The following is a 13,840-nucleotide window of genomic DNA, read 5'->3' as shown; positions in this document are numbered from 1 at the left end:
CATTAAAGAGATGATATATAAGATTGACTCTTATACATCATCTCTTCACACTTATGCTTGCCCGATATCCTCTGACCAGCTGATTCCAATAGTGTTTGCCCCTGCGTGTACATCGATGACGGCTCCAAGCGGATATGCTCCGAATTCAATATCCGGGTAGCTCTTTTTTAATTCTTCCATCCATTCGGCAGCCTCCTCGTGATTCAATCCATGTAAGATTGAAACTTTCTTTATTTTCTTTGTCTTTAATGATTCACTCAGCTGTTTACTCATCTTACTCAAGCCTTTATTTATACTTCTAACTTTGTCATACACTTCTAGTTTTCCATCAACTATAGATAGGATTGGTTTGATATTTAATACACTTCCAAGAAAGAAAGAAAGACCGTTCATTCTTCCGCTCTTGTGCAGCTGTTCGAGACTTCCTACCATGACATATACTTCCCTGGTTTTGATCTTTTCCTCTATGGATTTTGTCATTTCTTCAATCGACTTCCCTTTTTCATGAAGGGTTTGACCATATTCAATTAGTTCTGTCAAAGGATACGTCAGCGTCTTGGAATCAATGCAGGTAATAGAAGGAAATGTATCACTTAGCAATTCTGCCGCCTGATATGCCGAAGACATGGTGCCGCTGAAGTGAGAAGAGACGTGGATTGAAAAAATATGATCATATCTGCCTGCAAGCTCTTCATACAATTCCTTGAACGTTCCGATGGAAGGCTGTGACGTTTTCACTTCCACTTTTTCTTCCTTCAACTTTTCAAAGAGGTCTTGCGGAGATAAATCTATTCCATCCTTATACTCCTTTTCCCCAAATAATATATTCATAGGCACTACAAACACATTTTTTTCCTTACATGCTGATAGATCCTCGATATATGCAGTACTATCAGTTACCCATGCGATTCTCATCGATACCGCCCCCTTATTTATATTTCTATTACTGTGAAGAATTTGTTTAGTCCAATACATTCAATGTTTCCACGGAAAAAGAAACCATTTGAAGAATATCATCTACCATCTCTTCTGTAATGACCCTATTAAATCGTAGGACTCCCTGTACCTTTGGGGGTTGAAGGGAGGAGTGCACCTCAATCCACTCCCAGCTCTTATCCGGCCCCCATGCAGTCTCAAGCCCTTCCCGGTTCTCATTCATCCTTTCAGATCCCTTGTATTTCAATTCAATGACTGCCCCTGCCTGATTCTTTGCGGCCAGCCCGTTTCTTTCCGCTAAAAAATGACCCATGTCGGCTCTTAATTCAAGTGAAATTGAACTTGACCGGTGAGGCAGGGAATAGCCGATGATGTATGTTCGTTCATAATGGGCAAAGTCAAATAAATCCTTCCGATCGAGTATGGAAATATCCCCCGATAGATCCAAGTCATACACAGCTCCCTCTACAACTACTTTTAAGTTGTCAAAGGCTGTAGGGTCAAACATCTTTAGCTCCTCCTTCCTTCATTCAGGTATGGTCTATCAGAATAAACCAGTGGCGTGTCCATTTGCATCGACATCCATATTGAGTGCAGCCGGATGTTTTGGCAGCCCCGGCATCGTCATCACTTCCCCTGTCAATGCCACAATGAACCCTGCCCCTATCTTTGGTTTCAATTCCCTGATCGTAATGGTGAAATCCTTTGGTCTTCCCAGCCTGACCGGATCATCTGACAAAGAGTATTGAGTTTTCGCCATGCAAATGGGAAGACTTCCCCATCCATTTTTTTCATATTCATCCAGCTGCTTTTTGGCTTTTACTGTAAAATCCACTCCACTTGCCCCGTATACCTTTTCGGCAATGCATTCAATCTTCTTTTGAAGTGAATCAGACAAATCATATAGAGGGGTGAATTTCTTATCACTATTTTCCATGACCGACAGTACCTTTTGAGCTAAATCCAGTCCGCCTCTGCCGCCTTTTGCCCATACGTCAGCTAATGAGACCGGGACCCCTTCCTCTTCACACCAGGAAATCAGCAAGTTTATCTCCCTTTCGGTATCTGATACAAATCGGTTGATCGCCACCACATACGATACGTTAAATGCATCGAGGGTTTCCATATGCTTTTTTAAATTCGCAAGTCCCTGTTTCAGAGCTTCCTCATTTTCAATCTGCAGATCTTCCTTTCTTTGTCCTCCGTGCATTTTCAATGCACGGATCGTTGCCACCAGAACGACTGCATCAGGAGCAATACTCGCAGCTCGCGACTTGATATTCAGGAATTTTTCCGCTCCAAGATCTGCTCCGAATCCTGATTCGGTCACTACATAATCAGCAAGTTTCAAGGCTGTTTTAGTCGCGATGATGCTGTTGCATCCGTGAGCAATATTTGCAAATGGACCCCCATGGATCAGTGCAGGTGTATGTTCGATTGTTTGCACCAGATTGGGTTTCAGGGCATCCTTAAGTAATAATGTCAATGCTCCTTCCACCTTAAGGTCCTTCACGGTGACCGGCTGTCTATTAAAGTCATAAGCCACTACAATCTGACCCAGCCTGCTTTTTAATTCGCCAAGATCATTGGATAAACATAAAACGGCCATGATTTCAGATGCAACGGTGATATCAAAGCCATCTTCTCTCGGTACACCCTGGACGGGTCCTCCAAGGCCGATCACGATGTTCCTTAACGCCCTGTCATTCATATCCAGGGCCCGTTTCCAAACGATCCTTCTCGGATCGATATGTAATTCATTCCCTTGATGGATATGGTTATCAATCATTGCCGCAAGTGCATTATTAGCCGTCGTAATGCTATGGATGTCCCCCGTGAAGTGAAGGTTAATTTCATCCATTGGAAGGACTTGTGAGAATCCTCCTCCCGTGGCTCCGCCTTTCATTCCCATGACTGGTCCCAAAGAAGGTTCCCTCATGGCAATCATCGCATGTTTATTCAACTGATTCAGTGCATCGGCAAGTCCTACCGTCACAGTTGATTTCCCTTCGCCAGCAGGAGTTGGGTTAATGGAGGTTACCAATATTAACTTTCCATCATCCAGTTTATTCAGGTTATGTATCGCTTCATATGATATTTTCCCTTTATATTTTCCATACAGCTCAATATCCTCTTCAGAAAGTCCGATTCTATGAGCAATTTCAGAGATGAGCAGGAGAGTTGACTCCTGTGCGATTTCCATATCTGTTTTCAATTTCCCGGTTGTCAATGTCATCGTATCCACCTTTTTATTTAAGTCATTACAGTCACTTATACTTATTTTATACGAAAAGAAATCATCCACTCTTCAATGATTCAAGTATTTCTCAAGAAAGTCTGAACATAAATAGAGTCATGAAAGTCAACGCTTGTTTTAGTTCATTTGAAAGTGATGCTGCCAAACTTCCATTTACACCTTTTTTATATATCCATTCTTCATCAATCTTTTTCCAGCCTTTTTCTTCGGACAATCTTTCTAATTCCCATGGCATCATTGTGTTACAGATTGCATTTTCACCATGCAGACGAGGAAAGGCATTCTCTCTAGGATGCGCCGTCGGACCAAGCAGGCCAATACAGATGAATCCATTTTTGGCAGTGACTCTTTCAAGTTCATTCAATGCCTGTAACGGAGATTCTGTCCATTCAATTGAATTGATGGCCATCACTGCATCAAACGCATTATCTTTAAAGGGGGGACGGACAAGATCCCCCTGAACAAATTGTAAATGTTCCTTTTCAAGCTGATTTGCTATTTCGACCATTTTTTCAGAAAAATCCATACCGGTCACTTTAAATCCGTTCTGATGAAGCAGATATGAGCCATAACCATCGCCGCATCCAAGGTCGCCCACTTTTTTGCCTTCATTAACATTTTTCAGAAAAAATGGGATGATTGCTTTTCTGCTGCCGGTTGACCACATTTCGGCGCTTCTTGAATGCCAATTATCTGCATTTATATCCCATCGTGATTTGGCATTTTCATGCCATTCTGATTTACTCATCATTACACCCCTGTATATTTATTCTCTTACTTTATTTCTTATTATAAAGGAAAAACCCTTCTTTTTTACCTATATTATATTTTAAAAAAGGAATCCCTTTTTCTTATGAAATTTGGCATATTTGTCCATACTATTACCGAAAGCCATTGAAGAGGGGGGCAGAAAATGGAGGAAATCACGAAAGTTCAACGTAATTATCATGGGGATATCATCAGTTTTCAAACATCAGCCGGAAGGATCATATCTTATCGAAAAGCTGTGCTGGAAGCTTCAGAGGGACTATTGGATGGTGTTGATCTTCGGGAAAACGAATGGGGAGAATATGAAATCTACTCATCTGATGCATCCAAACAAGGATTCGATGATTACCCGACCATTTTTTGATGCATTGCAGATTGTTATAAGTAATTTTTAATTGAATCAAAAAAGGCTGCACCATTTGGGCAGCCTTTTTTTCATTCACTACGTCCTTGAACATCCCTTAACTCTTCCAGCCTCTTTTCTTCTTCTTCAAAAAACTGTACCAGGTCACCGATCCTGTCGATGGAATCCCAGCTCAGGTGATGTTCAATTCCTTCAACGTCTTCATATATATGTTCTTCCTTTACACCGATCACTCGAAGGAACTGCTCAAGGAGATCATGTCTGTAAACTAAGCGTTTTCCTATTTTATTTCCTTTTGGAGTCAGTACGAGCCCACGATATTTTTCATATACCAGGTAGTCATCTTTATCTAATTTCTGCACCATTTTCGTCACTGAAGAGGGATGAACGGTCAAAGCTTCAGCTATATCAGATACTCTTGCATACCCTTTATTTTCAATTAACAAATAAATCTGTTCTAAATAGTCTTCCATGCTTGGTGTAGGCATTCTGCACCCTCCAAATTCCCATAAATATCAATAAAAGTTTACTATAAGAACAGAATGAATACAACCCGAAGCACTTATTTCACTCTTCAGACAACCTTCTATGATTGAGGAATTTAGATACTAATCCATACTTTGGTGAAAGCATCCATACGATCAGGAATACAATGCCGGCAGCTACTGCCATTGAACCTGAAATGGAAACGTCTAATAGCTTTGCTCCATAATATCCCGCTACACTGTCAAAGATTCCAATAACACCGCTCAAGAGAAGCATTACCTTATATCTGTCTGTTAATAAATATGCTGTAGCCCCTGGTGCAATCAACATGGCAACCACCAGAATCGCTCCCACACTGTCAAAAGCAGAAACGGTCGTAACCGAGACCAGCCCCATCAGGATATAATGTATGGCTAACACCGGAATACCAATGGCGGCAGCCATATTGGGGTCGAAAGATGTTAACTTAAATTCCTTGAATAATAGCAAAATAACTGCAGTATCAATAATTAGAATCGATCCCAGCATCACAACAGATTTTGGTATTGCCCCAAGGAAAGGCAAGGATATGGTGTTCCAAGGGACAAAAGCAATCTCCCCCATCAATGCATGCTCCACATCCAGGTGTACATTTTTAGCAAACAAGGAAATGAGGATGACCCCCAGGGCAAACAGAGAAGTAAATACAACTCCTATGGCAGCATCTTCCTGAATACCGCTCGAATTCAATAGCTGAACGATAAAAGTCGTCAATAGTCCAGCCGCAGCTGCCCCGATCAGCATATTGAAACCATTCATGCTTTGACTTACGATGAAAGCCATGACCAGTCCAAGAAGTACTGTATGGCTGATAGCATCAGCAAGCATCGACATCTTCCTCAGTATTAAGAAACAGCCGATTACACCGCATGATAAGCCTACCAGGCTGCCTGTTAGAAGAATCCATAGTTCATAGCTCATAACCCTGCCCTCCTCTGTCAGCATTCACTTTTATGTTTAAGAAAGGATTTTGACTGTAGATCTCTGACATTTTCGATTGGAGCTTCTTTAATTGGTCCTTTGATAAAACTTCTTCTTCCTGCTCTTCAATCCAGTTAATGTCAAGTGATCCCAGTTCACTGGGGTACATTTCTTTCAGTTCAACAATCTCATCTACAAACCTGAATTGTTCCGCTTTCATAGCACCCCAGTCCGTAATGGAAACTGCACCATCGGTCTTTACGATATAACCGTTTTTCACAAGGTGCTTCATGACACGAGTATATCTGAACATTGAAATATTCGTTTCTTCGTAAAGGGATTTTTCGTAAATCCTTTCTTTTCTCATTGCATAGACTTTCTTCAATACGAAGCGAATTGCTAAGCGTTCATCATTCCTGGCTCTCCTCAGGATAATGGAAATCAACCCTCTCTTAGGTGAAAACAGCAAGGAAAAGATGAAAATGACAGTTGCGGTCAATACGATGAATGGTCCTGTCGATAACCCTTTGCCCATAGTACTGATCAATGTTCCCGCTGCTCCTGATAATCCGCCGACTATGCCAGAAATGAAGACCATCGTACGAAGTGAATCAGTCCAGTATCTGGCTGAAATAGCCGGTGTAATCAGCATGGCAGCCATTAATATGACACCTACAGCCTGAATGCCGATTACCACGGTAATCACTAAAAGGGAGACGAATAAGAAATTCAGGAATCCTACAGGAAGTCCGATTCCCCTTGCAAATTGAGGGTCAAATGTACTTACTTTGAACTCTTTAAATAACAGAGTTGTGATGACAATTAATACTGCTGCTGTCAGACCCATCAGTTGAACATCCCTGCCTACGAGGGAAGCAGCCTGGCCAAAGATGAAATCATCCAAGCCGCTTTGGTTCCCGGTAGGCATTTGGGCTACCTTCGTCAGCATGACGATACCCAATCCGAAAAATACAGACAACACCAGACAGATCGCGGTGTCTTCCTTGATTCTGGTCGTATTGGTAATCAATTGTATGGTATAAGCTGCCAGCAATCCGGTTGAGGCTGCACCAATCAGTAATACGAAGAAGTTCTTTTCACCAATGAACATAAAAGCGAAACATATACCGGGCAGTGCAGCATGGGCTACGGCATCCCCTATCAAACTCTGCTTTCTTAATAGCGCAAAACTTCCTAATACCCCGCTTGCGATCCCCAGCAATAATGTACTCAGTAATACCCATTGTGTGTTTCCATCATGTAAAAGGGATTGCCATAAATGATTCACATTAGTCACCTCTTTTTATGGTTGAATCAGCATTTTATCCTTTTCCAGGAAGGATAGTTTCCCGCCGTAGGTCAGTTGTAAATTATCGACATTGAACACATTCACAGTTGGTCCGTATGCGATTGTCTTTCTGTTGAGAAGGAGGGTCCAGTCAAAGTACTCCGTAACGGTCTGAAGGTCATGGTGAACAACCAGCACAGTCTTCCCCTGCTCCTTCAACTCATTCAGTAAAGAAATGATGGCTTTCTCTGTTGCAGCATCCACCCCTACAAAAGGTTCATCCATAAAATAAACCTCTGCTTCCTGAGCCAGCGCGCGTGCCAGAAATACTCTTTGCTGCTGGCCGCCTGAAAGCTGGCTGATCTGCCTTGATGCAAATTGAGTCATCCCTACTTTATCCAAGCATTCCATGGCATAGGCAACATCTTTTTTTGAAGGTCTTCTAAACCAGCCTACATGCCCATATCTGCCCATCAATACAACATCAAGTGCATTTGTAGGAAAATCCCAGTCTACTGATCCCCTCTGCGGGACATACCCAACCATTTTACTCTTCGGTGAATACGATTTATCAAATATTTTGATGTCTCCGGATGAACGGGGGATCAATCCTAAAATAGCTTTGATCAAGGTGGATTTTCCTGCCCCGTTCGGACCGACGATTCCGATCAGCTTCCCTTTTGGTACTGAAAATTCCACATCCACCAGCACTGGTTTTCTATGATACGCAACGGTCAATCCTTTTATTTCAACTGAATTCATCTTTGATCCTCCTTACATTACTTTAATGCGTCCACAATCGTATCAACATTATGCCGGTACATTCCGATATACGTACCTTCCTCTGTCCCTTCTTTCCCCATGGCATCCGAGAATAATTCCCCGCCGATACTCACTTCATGTCCTTTATCGTTTGCACCTGCTATTACCGCATTGATCGATTTTTCCGAGATGCTTGATTCCACAAATACTGCTTTGATATTTCTATCCACAAGTGTATTTACAAGCGATTGTACATCTGCCAGACCATATTCTGCATCTGTACTTAAACCTTGCAATCCCATGACTTGCAAATCATACTTTGCACCAAAATAGTTGAATGCATCGTGAGCTGTAACCAGAACTCTTTGCTCTTCTGGAATGGTGGACATTTCTTTTTCAGCATATGCTCTGAGCTCATCTAATTCCGCAAAGTACCTTTCAGTATTTTTAATATAGTCCTCTTTGTTTTCAGGATCTTTCTCGATCAATCCGTCACGTACTTGCTCCAATGCTATCTTCCATAAATCAATATCAAACCAGACATGCGGGTCCATCGCTGTATTGTTTGCTGCATCTTTTCTCAGCTTATCCTTAGGGATGCTGTCTGCTATCGCGTATGTGGGTTTTTCCTTATTCATTTTTTCAAATATTTCAAGCATCTTCCCTTCTAAATGAAGACCGCTGTAAAAAATGATATCTGCCTCTTGAAGCTTCCCGATATCAGATTGCTTCGCTTTATATAAGTGAGGGTCGACACCAGGTCCCATTAAACTGTGAACTTCTACGTGGTCTCCTCCAATATTCTTTACAGCGTCCCCGATTTGGCCGATTGTTGTAGTAACCACAATTTTATCGTTCGATTGTTTACCAGCTGTCGTTCCGCATCCAGCAAGGATCAGTCCTCCCATTAGAATAAGGATCATTCCGATAAGCACCATCAATCTTTTGTTCATGTTCAATCTCCTCTCTCATTGTTCATCTCGATTATTTATTTCGCTACCTCTAACCTATTCAGGAAGTTTATATATGTTCACCTTTTTTTACATAAGCAACTTATTTTTAATTAAGTTATAAATTTTCGCTAGTGCAATAAAAGTTTCCTTAGTGCAAATTTTATTTCCTTATTCAATTTCTGTCAACCGATATGAAGAAAATTTTTTGAATTATTCACTATTCTTAAACGTTGGAATGCTTATTTTCTTTGACACAAAATAATTTTTTAAAAATTTACGCAAAATAAATTTTGGGGATGTTGACTCTAAAATCCTCATATTGTATAGTAAAGACATCACTGAAGTGGTTTGATTTTTAGTGCTTAGGCAGTGGGAGTCAACATTTCATGATAAATATTTTCCAGAAGCACAACAGTGCTTGATCGATTTAGGAGGATTAGAAGAATATGCAAAATGGTAAAGTAAAATGGTTCAACAACGAAAAAGGATTCGGCTTTATTGAAGTAGAAGGCGGAGACGATGTATTCGTACATTTCTCAGCAATTCAAGGTGAAGGTTTCAAATCTTTAGAAGAAGGTCAAGAAGTTTCTTTCGAAATTGTTGAAGGTAACCGCGGACCTCAAGCTGCTAACGTAGTTAAATTATAATCAAACCCATATATGAATAAAAAAGCGGACGATGTTAATCGTCCGCTTTTTCTTTTCTTCCCTGATGTTAATGATTCATCACTTTAATTTATCGCCGTAAAACTTAATTTGTTCCCCCACTGTACATTGTTCGATACAAAAACGATGGGCACGGGCTTTGCCGAATTCTTTTCGAAAATATGCTTTAAGCAAGCAGTCGCTGCAATAGGTGTCGATTAGCTCATCCACTTTATCAACTACTTGTCTGCGTTCCATTTCATCACTCCTAAACTTCTTCCATCTTTCGTTTTGTTTGTATTTATAGAATATATTATAAAGGGTTAAATTATTCTAGCCTTTTGTGACTGTGCACTTCTGTACCCAATAGAGCCTGGTTAGCGAGCTTATCCGCTTCCTTGTTATCATTCCGGCCTAAAATATCTGTTGTTATATTCAACTTCAGCTTATCGATGAGAGCTTCTATTCGGTCAAGCCACCTATTTAAACCTTCATCAAAGCACGGCCATTCCCCTTCAAGCTGCTTCAATACCACTTGCGAATCTCCTTTGATGGTACAAGGGGCATGTTTCACACCAATCTCTTCAAGTAGTAGAAGGGCATTATGCAAAGCGGCATACTCCGCTTCGTTATTATTCTCCAGCTCTTCAAGTTTTTCATTTTTACGGATCCTGAAACGCTCATCCCCTTTGTCATAATAAACGACCATCCCGATACCGGAGATTGCATTAGCTTTATCAAATCCGCCATCGAAGTAGACGACGATATTTTCAGGTTCTTTATCTAATTCCTGATTCAACTTGATAAATTCTTTCCTGGTCCAGGAATTTTCCATTTCATCGATGATCTCAAGGTCGATGACCCTTCCCGTTTTCATTAAATCATCAACGTGAATCGACGTTTCCTTCCTTGAAAACCATGTAGATTCAAACCAAATATCGCTGCTGGTTTTACTTGCATACTTGAACTTAAGCTTCATTTTCAACGTGATCACTCTCTCTTTCATCCGGAGTCGTTATTGTTCAACGTTTCTTTTATTTGTATAATGGAGATTATTGTTCTTACGAGGGGGTTTCTCATGTTTAATATTTGGTTTGGTCTCTTGTTTGTCCTCGTCACATTTACACTGTTACTCATTATGTATAGAATGTTCGGACGGACGGGACTATTCGTATGGATAGGCATCTCAACTATCCTGGCCAACCTTCAAGTAGTAAAAACCATTGAGATATTTGGTTTAACCGCTACATTAGGCAACGCCATGTACGGATCGACTTTCCTGGTCACAGATATATTAAATGAGCGTTACGGAAAAAAAGAAGCACAAAAAGCGGTTTGGTTGGGCTTCTTCACTTTGATCATTATGACTATTATTATGCAGCTGGTCCTGGTTTTTCAACCACATCCAGAAGATTTTGCCCAGGAAGCATTATCGACCATTTTCGGTTTGATTCCGAGGATAGCGCTGGGGAGTCTGGCTGCTTATTTGGTAAGTCAATTTGCAGATGTATATATTTTTTCATATTTAAAGAAAAAGTTCCCGACAGACGCGCAGTTCTGGATACGCAACAATGGAAGCACCATGATCAGTCAGCTTCTGGATACCCTTGTATTCACCAGCATTGCTTTCCTGGGTACGTATCCTTTTGATATCTGGCTGGAAATATTCATCACAACATATTTATTAAAATGGCTGATTTCTTTATTGGATACACCCTTTGGATATCTAGCTAAACGATTCCCTAAAGATATAAATTAAAACATTCATAAGGAGAGGTGGCATTGATGCTTGAAGTAAATATAGATGGGGCCAGTGCAGGCAATCCCGGCCCAAGCGGGGCTGGAATCGTTCTCAAACAACACGGGGTGCTGAAACATTTTTCTATACCGCTGGGTGAAATGGACAATCATCTAGCTGAATTCACTGCATGTAAGAAGGCGTTGGAAATCTGCATCGAACATAACGCAGAAACGGTTTGGATACGCAGTGACTCACAAGCTCTTGTGCAAGCCGTCGAAAAAGAGTTTGTAAAGAGTTCCGCTTATAAATCTGTTTTAAAGGAAATATTGGATCTTTCGGAGAAACTCCCCCTGTTTTTCATTAAATGGGTGCCGAGTAAAGAAAACAAAATGGCCGATGAGCTTGCCAGGAAAGCTATTCATTTAAATTAAATGTTTTTTTAGAGTATCATGCATTTCATGTAAAAAGGAGGCCTGATCGGCACTCCTTTTTTTTGATTCTGTTTAACAACGGCTGCCCATTCCGTGCAAGACTGCAAAATAAAATAAAGTTATAAAGCAGCCTTTTGTCAGGCAAGTCCTTGATGGACCATCCAGCGTAACGCTTCTTTCCTTGAGCTGATTTTCTGGGAATGAAGACGCTCTAATATAGACATATAAAAGCTTGAGTCAAACTGCTTTTGAGCTTTTAATGTAATCTCGATTGCGCTATTGACCAATTCATCAGATGCATCTGTATATTTTTTTCCGAAATAAATAAATCCAATTGCATCTTCCTGAAACTTAAATCCCCTGTTTTCCAAATCAATGAGAAAATCTTCAGTTGTTTTTTTCACTTTTCTCCTCACCCTACATACAGCGTTGTCTTCTTTCTCTTACAAAAAATCTTTTTCTTTGCCTATCTTTTTTTGATATCAAAAAACCTAAAGTCCCCATTATCAATCCAAGAAGTGCTCCCCCTACCACCTCTTGAGGCTGATGTCCCAGCATTTCTTTAAGGCGTTTAGGTTTCTTTTCTTCAAATTCGACCGATTCTTTCTCATGTGCTTTTCTGACAAGCTCATCCAGACTATTCACTTTAAGAGTCAATTCACCAGTCTGCCTCCTTATCCCCTGCGCATCATACATGACGATTAAGCCGAAGACAAAGGAAAGAGCAAAATCAATTGTTTTGACTCCTTTTTTCAATGCAATAAAAGTGGTTAAAGAAGCAACTCCGGCACTGTGTGAGCTGGGCATTCCCCCTGTCTGGAAAAACAGTTCAGGTTTCCATTCCTTCTTTTTTATATAATGAAGCGGAATCTTGAAGCCCTGAGCCAAAAAGATACTCAATAACGCTGTCAGTATACCTTTATTCACACCTATACACCTCCCTTATCAATAGTCTGTCCTAAAATTCCTTTTTACATGGGATATTTTATGGAACAACACGCAAAATAAATGATGTATGTATCTTTTTACAGGAGGCGATTAAATGAGCAAAAATAATAATAAAAATAAAGGTAAAATAGCAGGCAGTGTCAATCCACAGGGTCATGCCGCGGATACAGAATTTGCGCAGGAACCTAAGAGCAAGTTGGAGAATGCAGCCAAAAAGCTGAATACAAAATAGTCCACTGTCCCTTTTCCATTTAAACAAAGAGCCAGGCCGCAACCTGACTCTTTGTTTATTTAACTGGATGCTGTTAAAGTCTCTGCGCTTAAGAGGAACCTTCTTAACACCTTTAATTCCAGTTCTTCGATATACGATATAGAAGTATGCGATACATGACTCCACGCGGCGTTTTCGATCGAAAGAGAAAGCGGGACCTCACAATGGATCTCGGCTAATTTTCTTGAGACATTCAGCATATCCAGATCTGTTTCGATTTTCTTTCGCTGAGAAGATGTTAATTTATCAAGGTTTTCTAAGATTCCCTTAATATCATTGTATTCCTGTATCAGCTTAACAGCTGTTTTCTCTCCTATTCCCTTCACTCCTGGATAACCGTCGCTGGAATCACCCATCAATGCTTTCACATCAATAAACTGGGTTGGCGTAATTCCGCGTTCTTCTATGAACAGGTCTTTAGTGTATATCTGATAATTTCCAAACCCTTTTTTCAATAACATGATCTCAATGTTTTCATCAAGGAGTTGAAGCAAATCCTGATCACCGCTGAGGACCGTTACCTTACGTTCCCTGTGATGTGCCTTTGCCAGAGTACCGATACAGTCATCAGCTTCAAAACCCGGCACACCCACATTCACCAAATTAAATCCTTCCGCCACTTCTTTAGCGAGATCAAATTGGGGAATAAGCTCAACCGGAGGAGCATTACGATTGGATTTATAATCGGTATAAACCTCATTCCGGAACGTCTGACTTCCCATATCCCAGCAAACCAGTATATGGGACGGATTGACATGATCGACCGCCATCAGGAGGTGCTTCATGAAACCTTGTACACCGTTGGTCGGCAGCCCTTTGGAATTCATCATAAATTGACCTGTTACAGCTGTAGCAAAAAATGAACGGAATAATAGTGCCATCCCATCTATCAGTAATATGTGTTCTTCTTTTCTCATTTCATCCACTCCTGCCTGTTACAAATTAGTCCGACTTATACTTACTTCAGTAAAAAGCAATCCTTTAAAAGTATAACATATTTTCTTTCTCTCCCAATTGGAAAAGAAAACAAG

The 13,840-nt window shown here is 40.7% G+C and carries 19 protein-coding genes; 5 read left to right on the top strand and 14 right to left on the bottom strand.

Annotation, left to right across the window (positions count from 1 at the left end):
- Positions 1-51: 51 nt before the first annotated feature.
- From HWX64_RS20095 to HWX64_RS20080, 4 genes are all read right to left on the bottom strand, one after another.
- Positions 52-915 carry a DegV family protein gene (locus HWX64_RS20095; protein WP_175991278.1) on the bottom strand — a complete coding sequence of 288 codons (864 nt, stop codon included), beginning with the start codon at positions 913-915 and terminating at the stop codon, positions 52-54.
- Between the two features lie 46 nt (positions 916-961).
- Positions 962-1,444, bottom strand: coding sequence for a hypothetical protein (locus HWX64_RS20090; protein ID WP_175991277.1), 483 nt, complete (start codon positions 1,442-1,444; stop codon positions 962-964).
- A gap of 36 nt (positions 1,445-1,480) precedes the next feature.
- Positions 1,481-3,172 (bottom strand): formate--tetrahydrofolate ligase, encoded by a 1,692-nt coding sequence (locus tag HWX64_RS20085; protein ID WP_175991276.1) that lies wholly within the window; start codon positions 3,170-3,172, stop codon positions 1,481-1,483.
- Positions 3,173-3,263: 91 nt separating this feature from the next.
- Positions 3,264-3,941 (bottom strand): class I SAM-dependent methyltransferase, encoded by a 678-nt coding sequence (locus tag HWX64_RS20080; protein ID WP_175991275.1) that lies wholly within the window; start codon positions 3,939-3,941, stop codon positions 3,264-3,266.
- Between the two features lie 165 nt (positions 3,942-4,106).
- On the opposite strand from HWX64_RS20080, the gene HWX64_RS20075 reads away from it, so the two are divergent.
- Positions 4,107-4,325 carry a DUF3892 domain-containing protein gene (locus tag HWX64_RS20075; RefSeq protein ID WP_175991274.1) on the top strand — a complete coding sequence of 73 codons (219 nt, stop codon included), beginning with the start codon at positions 4,107-4,109 and terminating at the stop codon, positions 4,323-4,325.
- 71 nt (positions 4,326-4,396) lie between these two features.
- On the opposite strand, the gene mntR is transcribed toward HWX64_RS20075, so the two are convergent.
- From mntR to HWX64_RS20050, 5 genes are all read right to left on the bottom strand, one after another.
- Positions 4,397-4,813 (bottom strand): transcriptional regulator MntR, encoded by a 417-nt coding sequence (gene mntR / locus HWX64_RS20070; protein ID WP_175991273.1) that lies wholly within the window; start codon positions 4,811-4,813, stop codon positions 4,397-4,399.
- 79 nt (positions 4,814-4,892) lie between these two features.
- Entirely contained in the window at positions 4,893-5,771 is an 879-nt protein-coding gene (locus HWX64_RS20065; protein WP_175991272.1) for a metal ABC transporter permease, read from the bottom strand.
- Positions 5,761-7,059 carry a metal ABC transporter permease gene (locus HWX64_RS20060; RefSeq protein WP_175991271.1) on the bottom strand — a complete coding sequence of 433 codons (1,299 nt, stop codon included), beginning with the start codon at positions 7,057-7,059 and terminating at the stop codon, positions 5,761-5,763. Before HWX64_RS20060 ends, HWX64_RS20065 begins: the two co-directional genes overlap by 11 nt.
- 15 nt (positions 7,060-7,074) lie before the next feature.
- Positions 7,075-7,821 carry a metal ABC transporter ATP-binding protein gene (locus HWX64_RS20055; protein WP_175991270.1) on the bottom strand — a complete coding sequence of 249 codons (747 nt, stop codon included), beginning with the start codon at positions 7,819-7,821 and terminating at the stop codon, positions 7,075-7,077.
- A 17-nt stretch (positions 7,822-7,838) separates the two neighbouring features.
- Positions 7,839-8,774 carry a metal ABC transporter solute-binding protein, Zn/Mn family gene (locus tag HWX64_RS20050; protein ID WP_303049509.1) on the bottom strand — a complete coding sequence of 312 codons (936 nt, stop codon included), beginning with the start codon at positions 8,772-8,774 and terminating at the stop codon, positions 7,839-7,841.
- Between the two features lie 446 nt (positions 8,775-9,220).
- On the opposite strand from HWX64_RS20050, the gene cspD reads away from it, so the two are divergent.
- Complete coding sequence (gene cspD / locus HWX64_RS20045) at positions 9,221-9,421, top strand: cold-shock protein CspD (protein ID WP_007084796.1); 201 nt, start codon at positions 9,221-9,223, stop codon at positions 9,419-9,421.
- Positions 9,422-9,499: 78 nt separating this feature from the next.
- Here the strand turns inward: cspD and HWX64_RS20040 are convergent, their stop codons facing one another.
- Together HWX64_RS20040 and HWX64_RS20035 are read right to left on the bottom strand one after the other, a co-directional pair.
- Positions 9,500-9,676: a zinc-finger domain-containing protein gene (locus tag HWX64_RS20040; RefSeq protein WP_175991269.1), complete on the bottom strand. Its 177-nt coding sequence runs from the start codon at positions 9,674-9,676 to the stop codon at positions 9,500-9,502.
- 70 nt (positions 9,677-9,746) lie between these two features.
- Positions 9,747-10,397, bottom strand: a complete 651-nt coding sequence (locus HWX64_RS20035; RefSeq protein WP_254871252.1) for a reverse transcriptase-like protein — start codon at positions 10,395-10,397, stop codon at positions 9,747-9,749.
- Positions 10,398-10,496: 99 nt separating this feature from the next.
- Between HWX64_RS20035 and HWX64_RS20030 the strand changes: the two genes are divergently transcribed.
- Together HWX64_RS20030 and HWX64_RS20025 are read left to right on the top strand one after the other, a co-directional pair.
- Positions 10,497-11,177, top strand: a complete 681-nt coding sequence (locus HWX64_RS20030; RefSeq protein WP_175991267.1) for a queuosine precursor transporter — start codon at positions 10,497-10,499, stop codon at positions 11,175-11,177.
- A gap of 26 nt (positions 11,178-11,203) precedes the next feature.
- The gene (locus tag HWX64_RS20025; RefSeq protein WP_175991617.1) at positions 11,204-11,590 is read left to right on the top strand and encodes a reverse transcriptase-like protein; all 387 of its coding nucleotides are present in this window, start codon (positions 11,204-11,206) and stop codon (positions 11,588-11,590) included.
- A gap of 137 nt (positions 11,591-11,727) precedes the next feature.
- On the opposite strand, the gene HWX64_RS20020 is transcribed toward HWX64_RS20025, so the two are convergent.
- Both HWX64_RS20020 and HWX64_RS20015 read right to left on the bottom strand, forming a co-directional pair.
- Positions 11,728-11,994 carry a DUF6123 family protein gene (locus HWX64_RS20020; RefSeq protein WP_175991266.1) on the bottom strand — a complete coding sequence of 89 codons (267 nt, stop codon included), beginning with the start codon at positions 11,992-11,994 and terminating at the stop codon, positions 11,728-11,730.
- 13 nt (positions 11,995-12,007) lie between these two features.
- Positions 12,008-12,517 (bottom strand): divergent PAP2 family protein, encoded by a 510-nt coding sequence (locus HWX64_RS20015; RefSeq protein WP_175991265.1) that lies wholly within the window; start codon positions 12,515-12,517, stop codon positions 12,008-12,010.
- A gap of 115 nt (positions 12,518-12,632) precedes the next feature.
- Here HWX64_RS20015 and sspL point away from each other — a divergent pair, with 115 nt between their 5' ends.
- Entirely contained in the window at positions 12,633-12,770 is a 138-nt protein-coding gene (gene sspL / locus HWX64_RS20010; RefSeq protein ID WP_175991264.1) for a small, acid-soluble spore protein L, read from the top strand.
- 59 nt (positions 12,771-12,829) lie between these two features.
- Here the strand turns inward: sspL and HWX64_RS20005 are convergent, their stop codons facing one another.
- The gene (locus tag HWX64_RS20005) at positions 12,830-13,726 is read right to left on the bottom strand and encodes a 5'-3' exonuclease H3TH domain-containing protein (RefSeq protein ID WP_175991263.1); all 897 of its coding nucleotides are present in this window, start codon (positions 13,724-13,726) and stop codon (positions 12,830-12,832) included.
- Positions 13,727-13,840 lie beyond the last annotated feature (114 nt).

Origin of the sequence: Bacillus sp. Marseille-Q1617 (assembly GCF_903645295.1) — a bacterium.
In the GTDB taxonomy this organism is placed as follows: domain Bacteria; phylum Bacillota; class Bacilli; order Bacillales; family Bacillaceae_B; genus Rossellomorea.
This window is presented reverse-complemented; position numbering and strand designations above follow the sequence as displayed.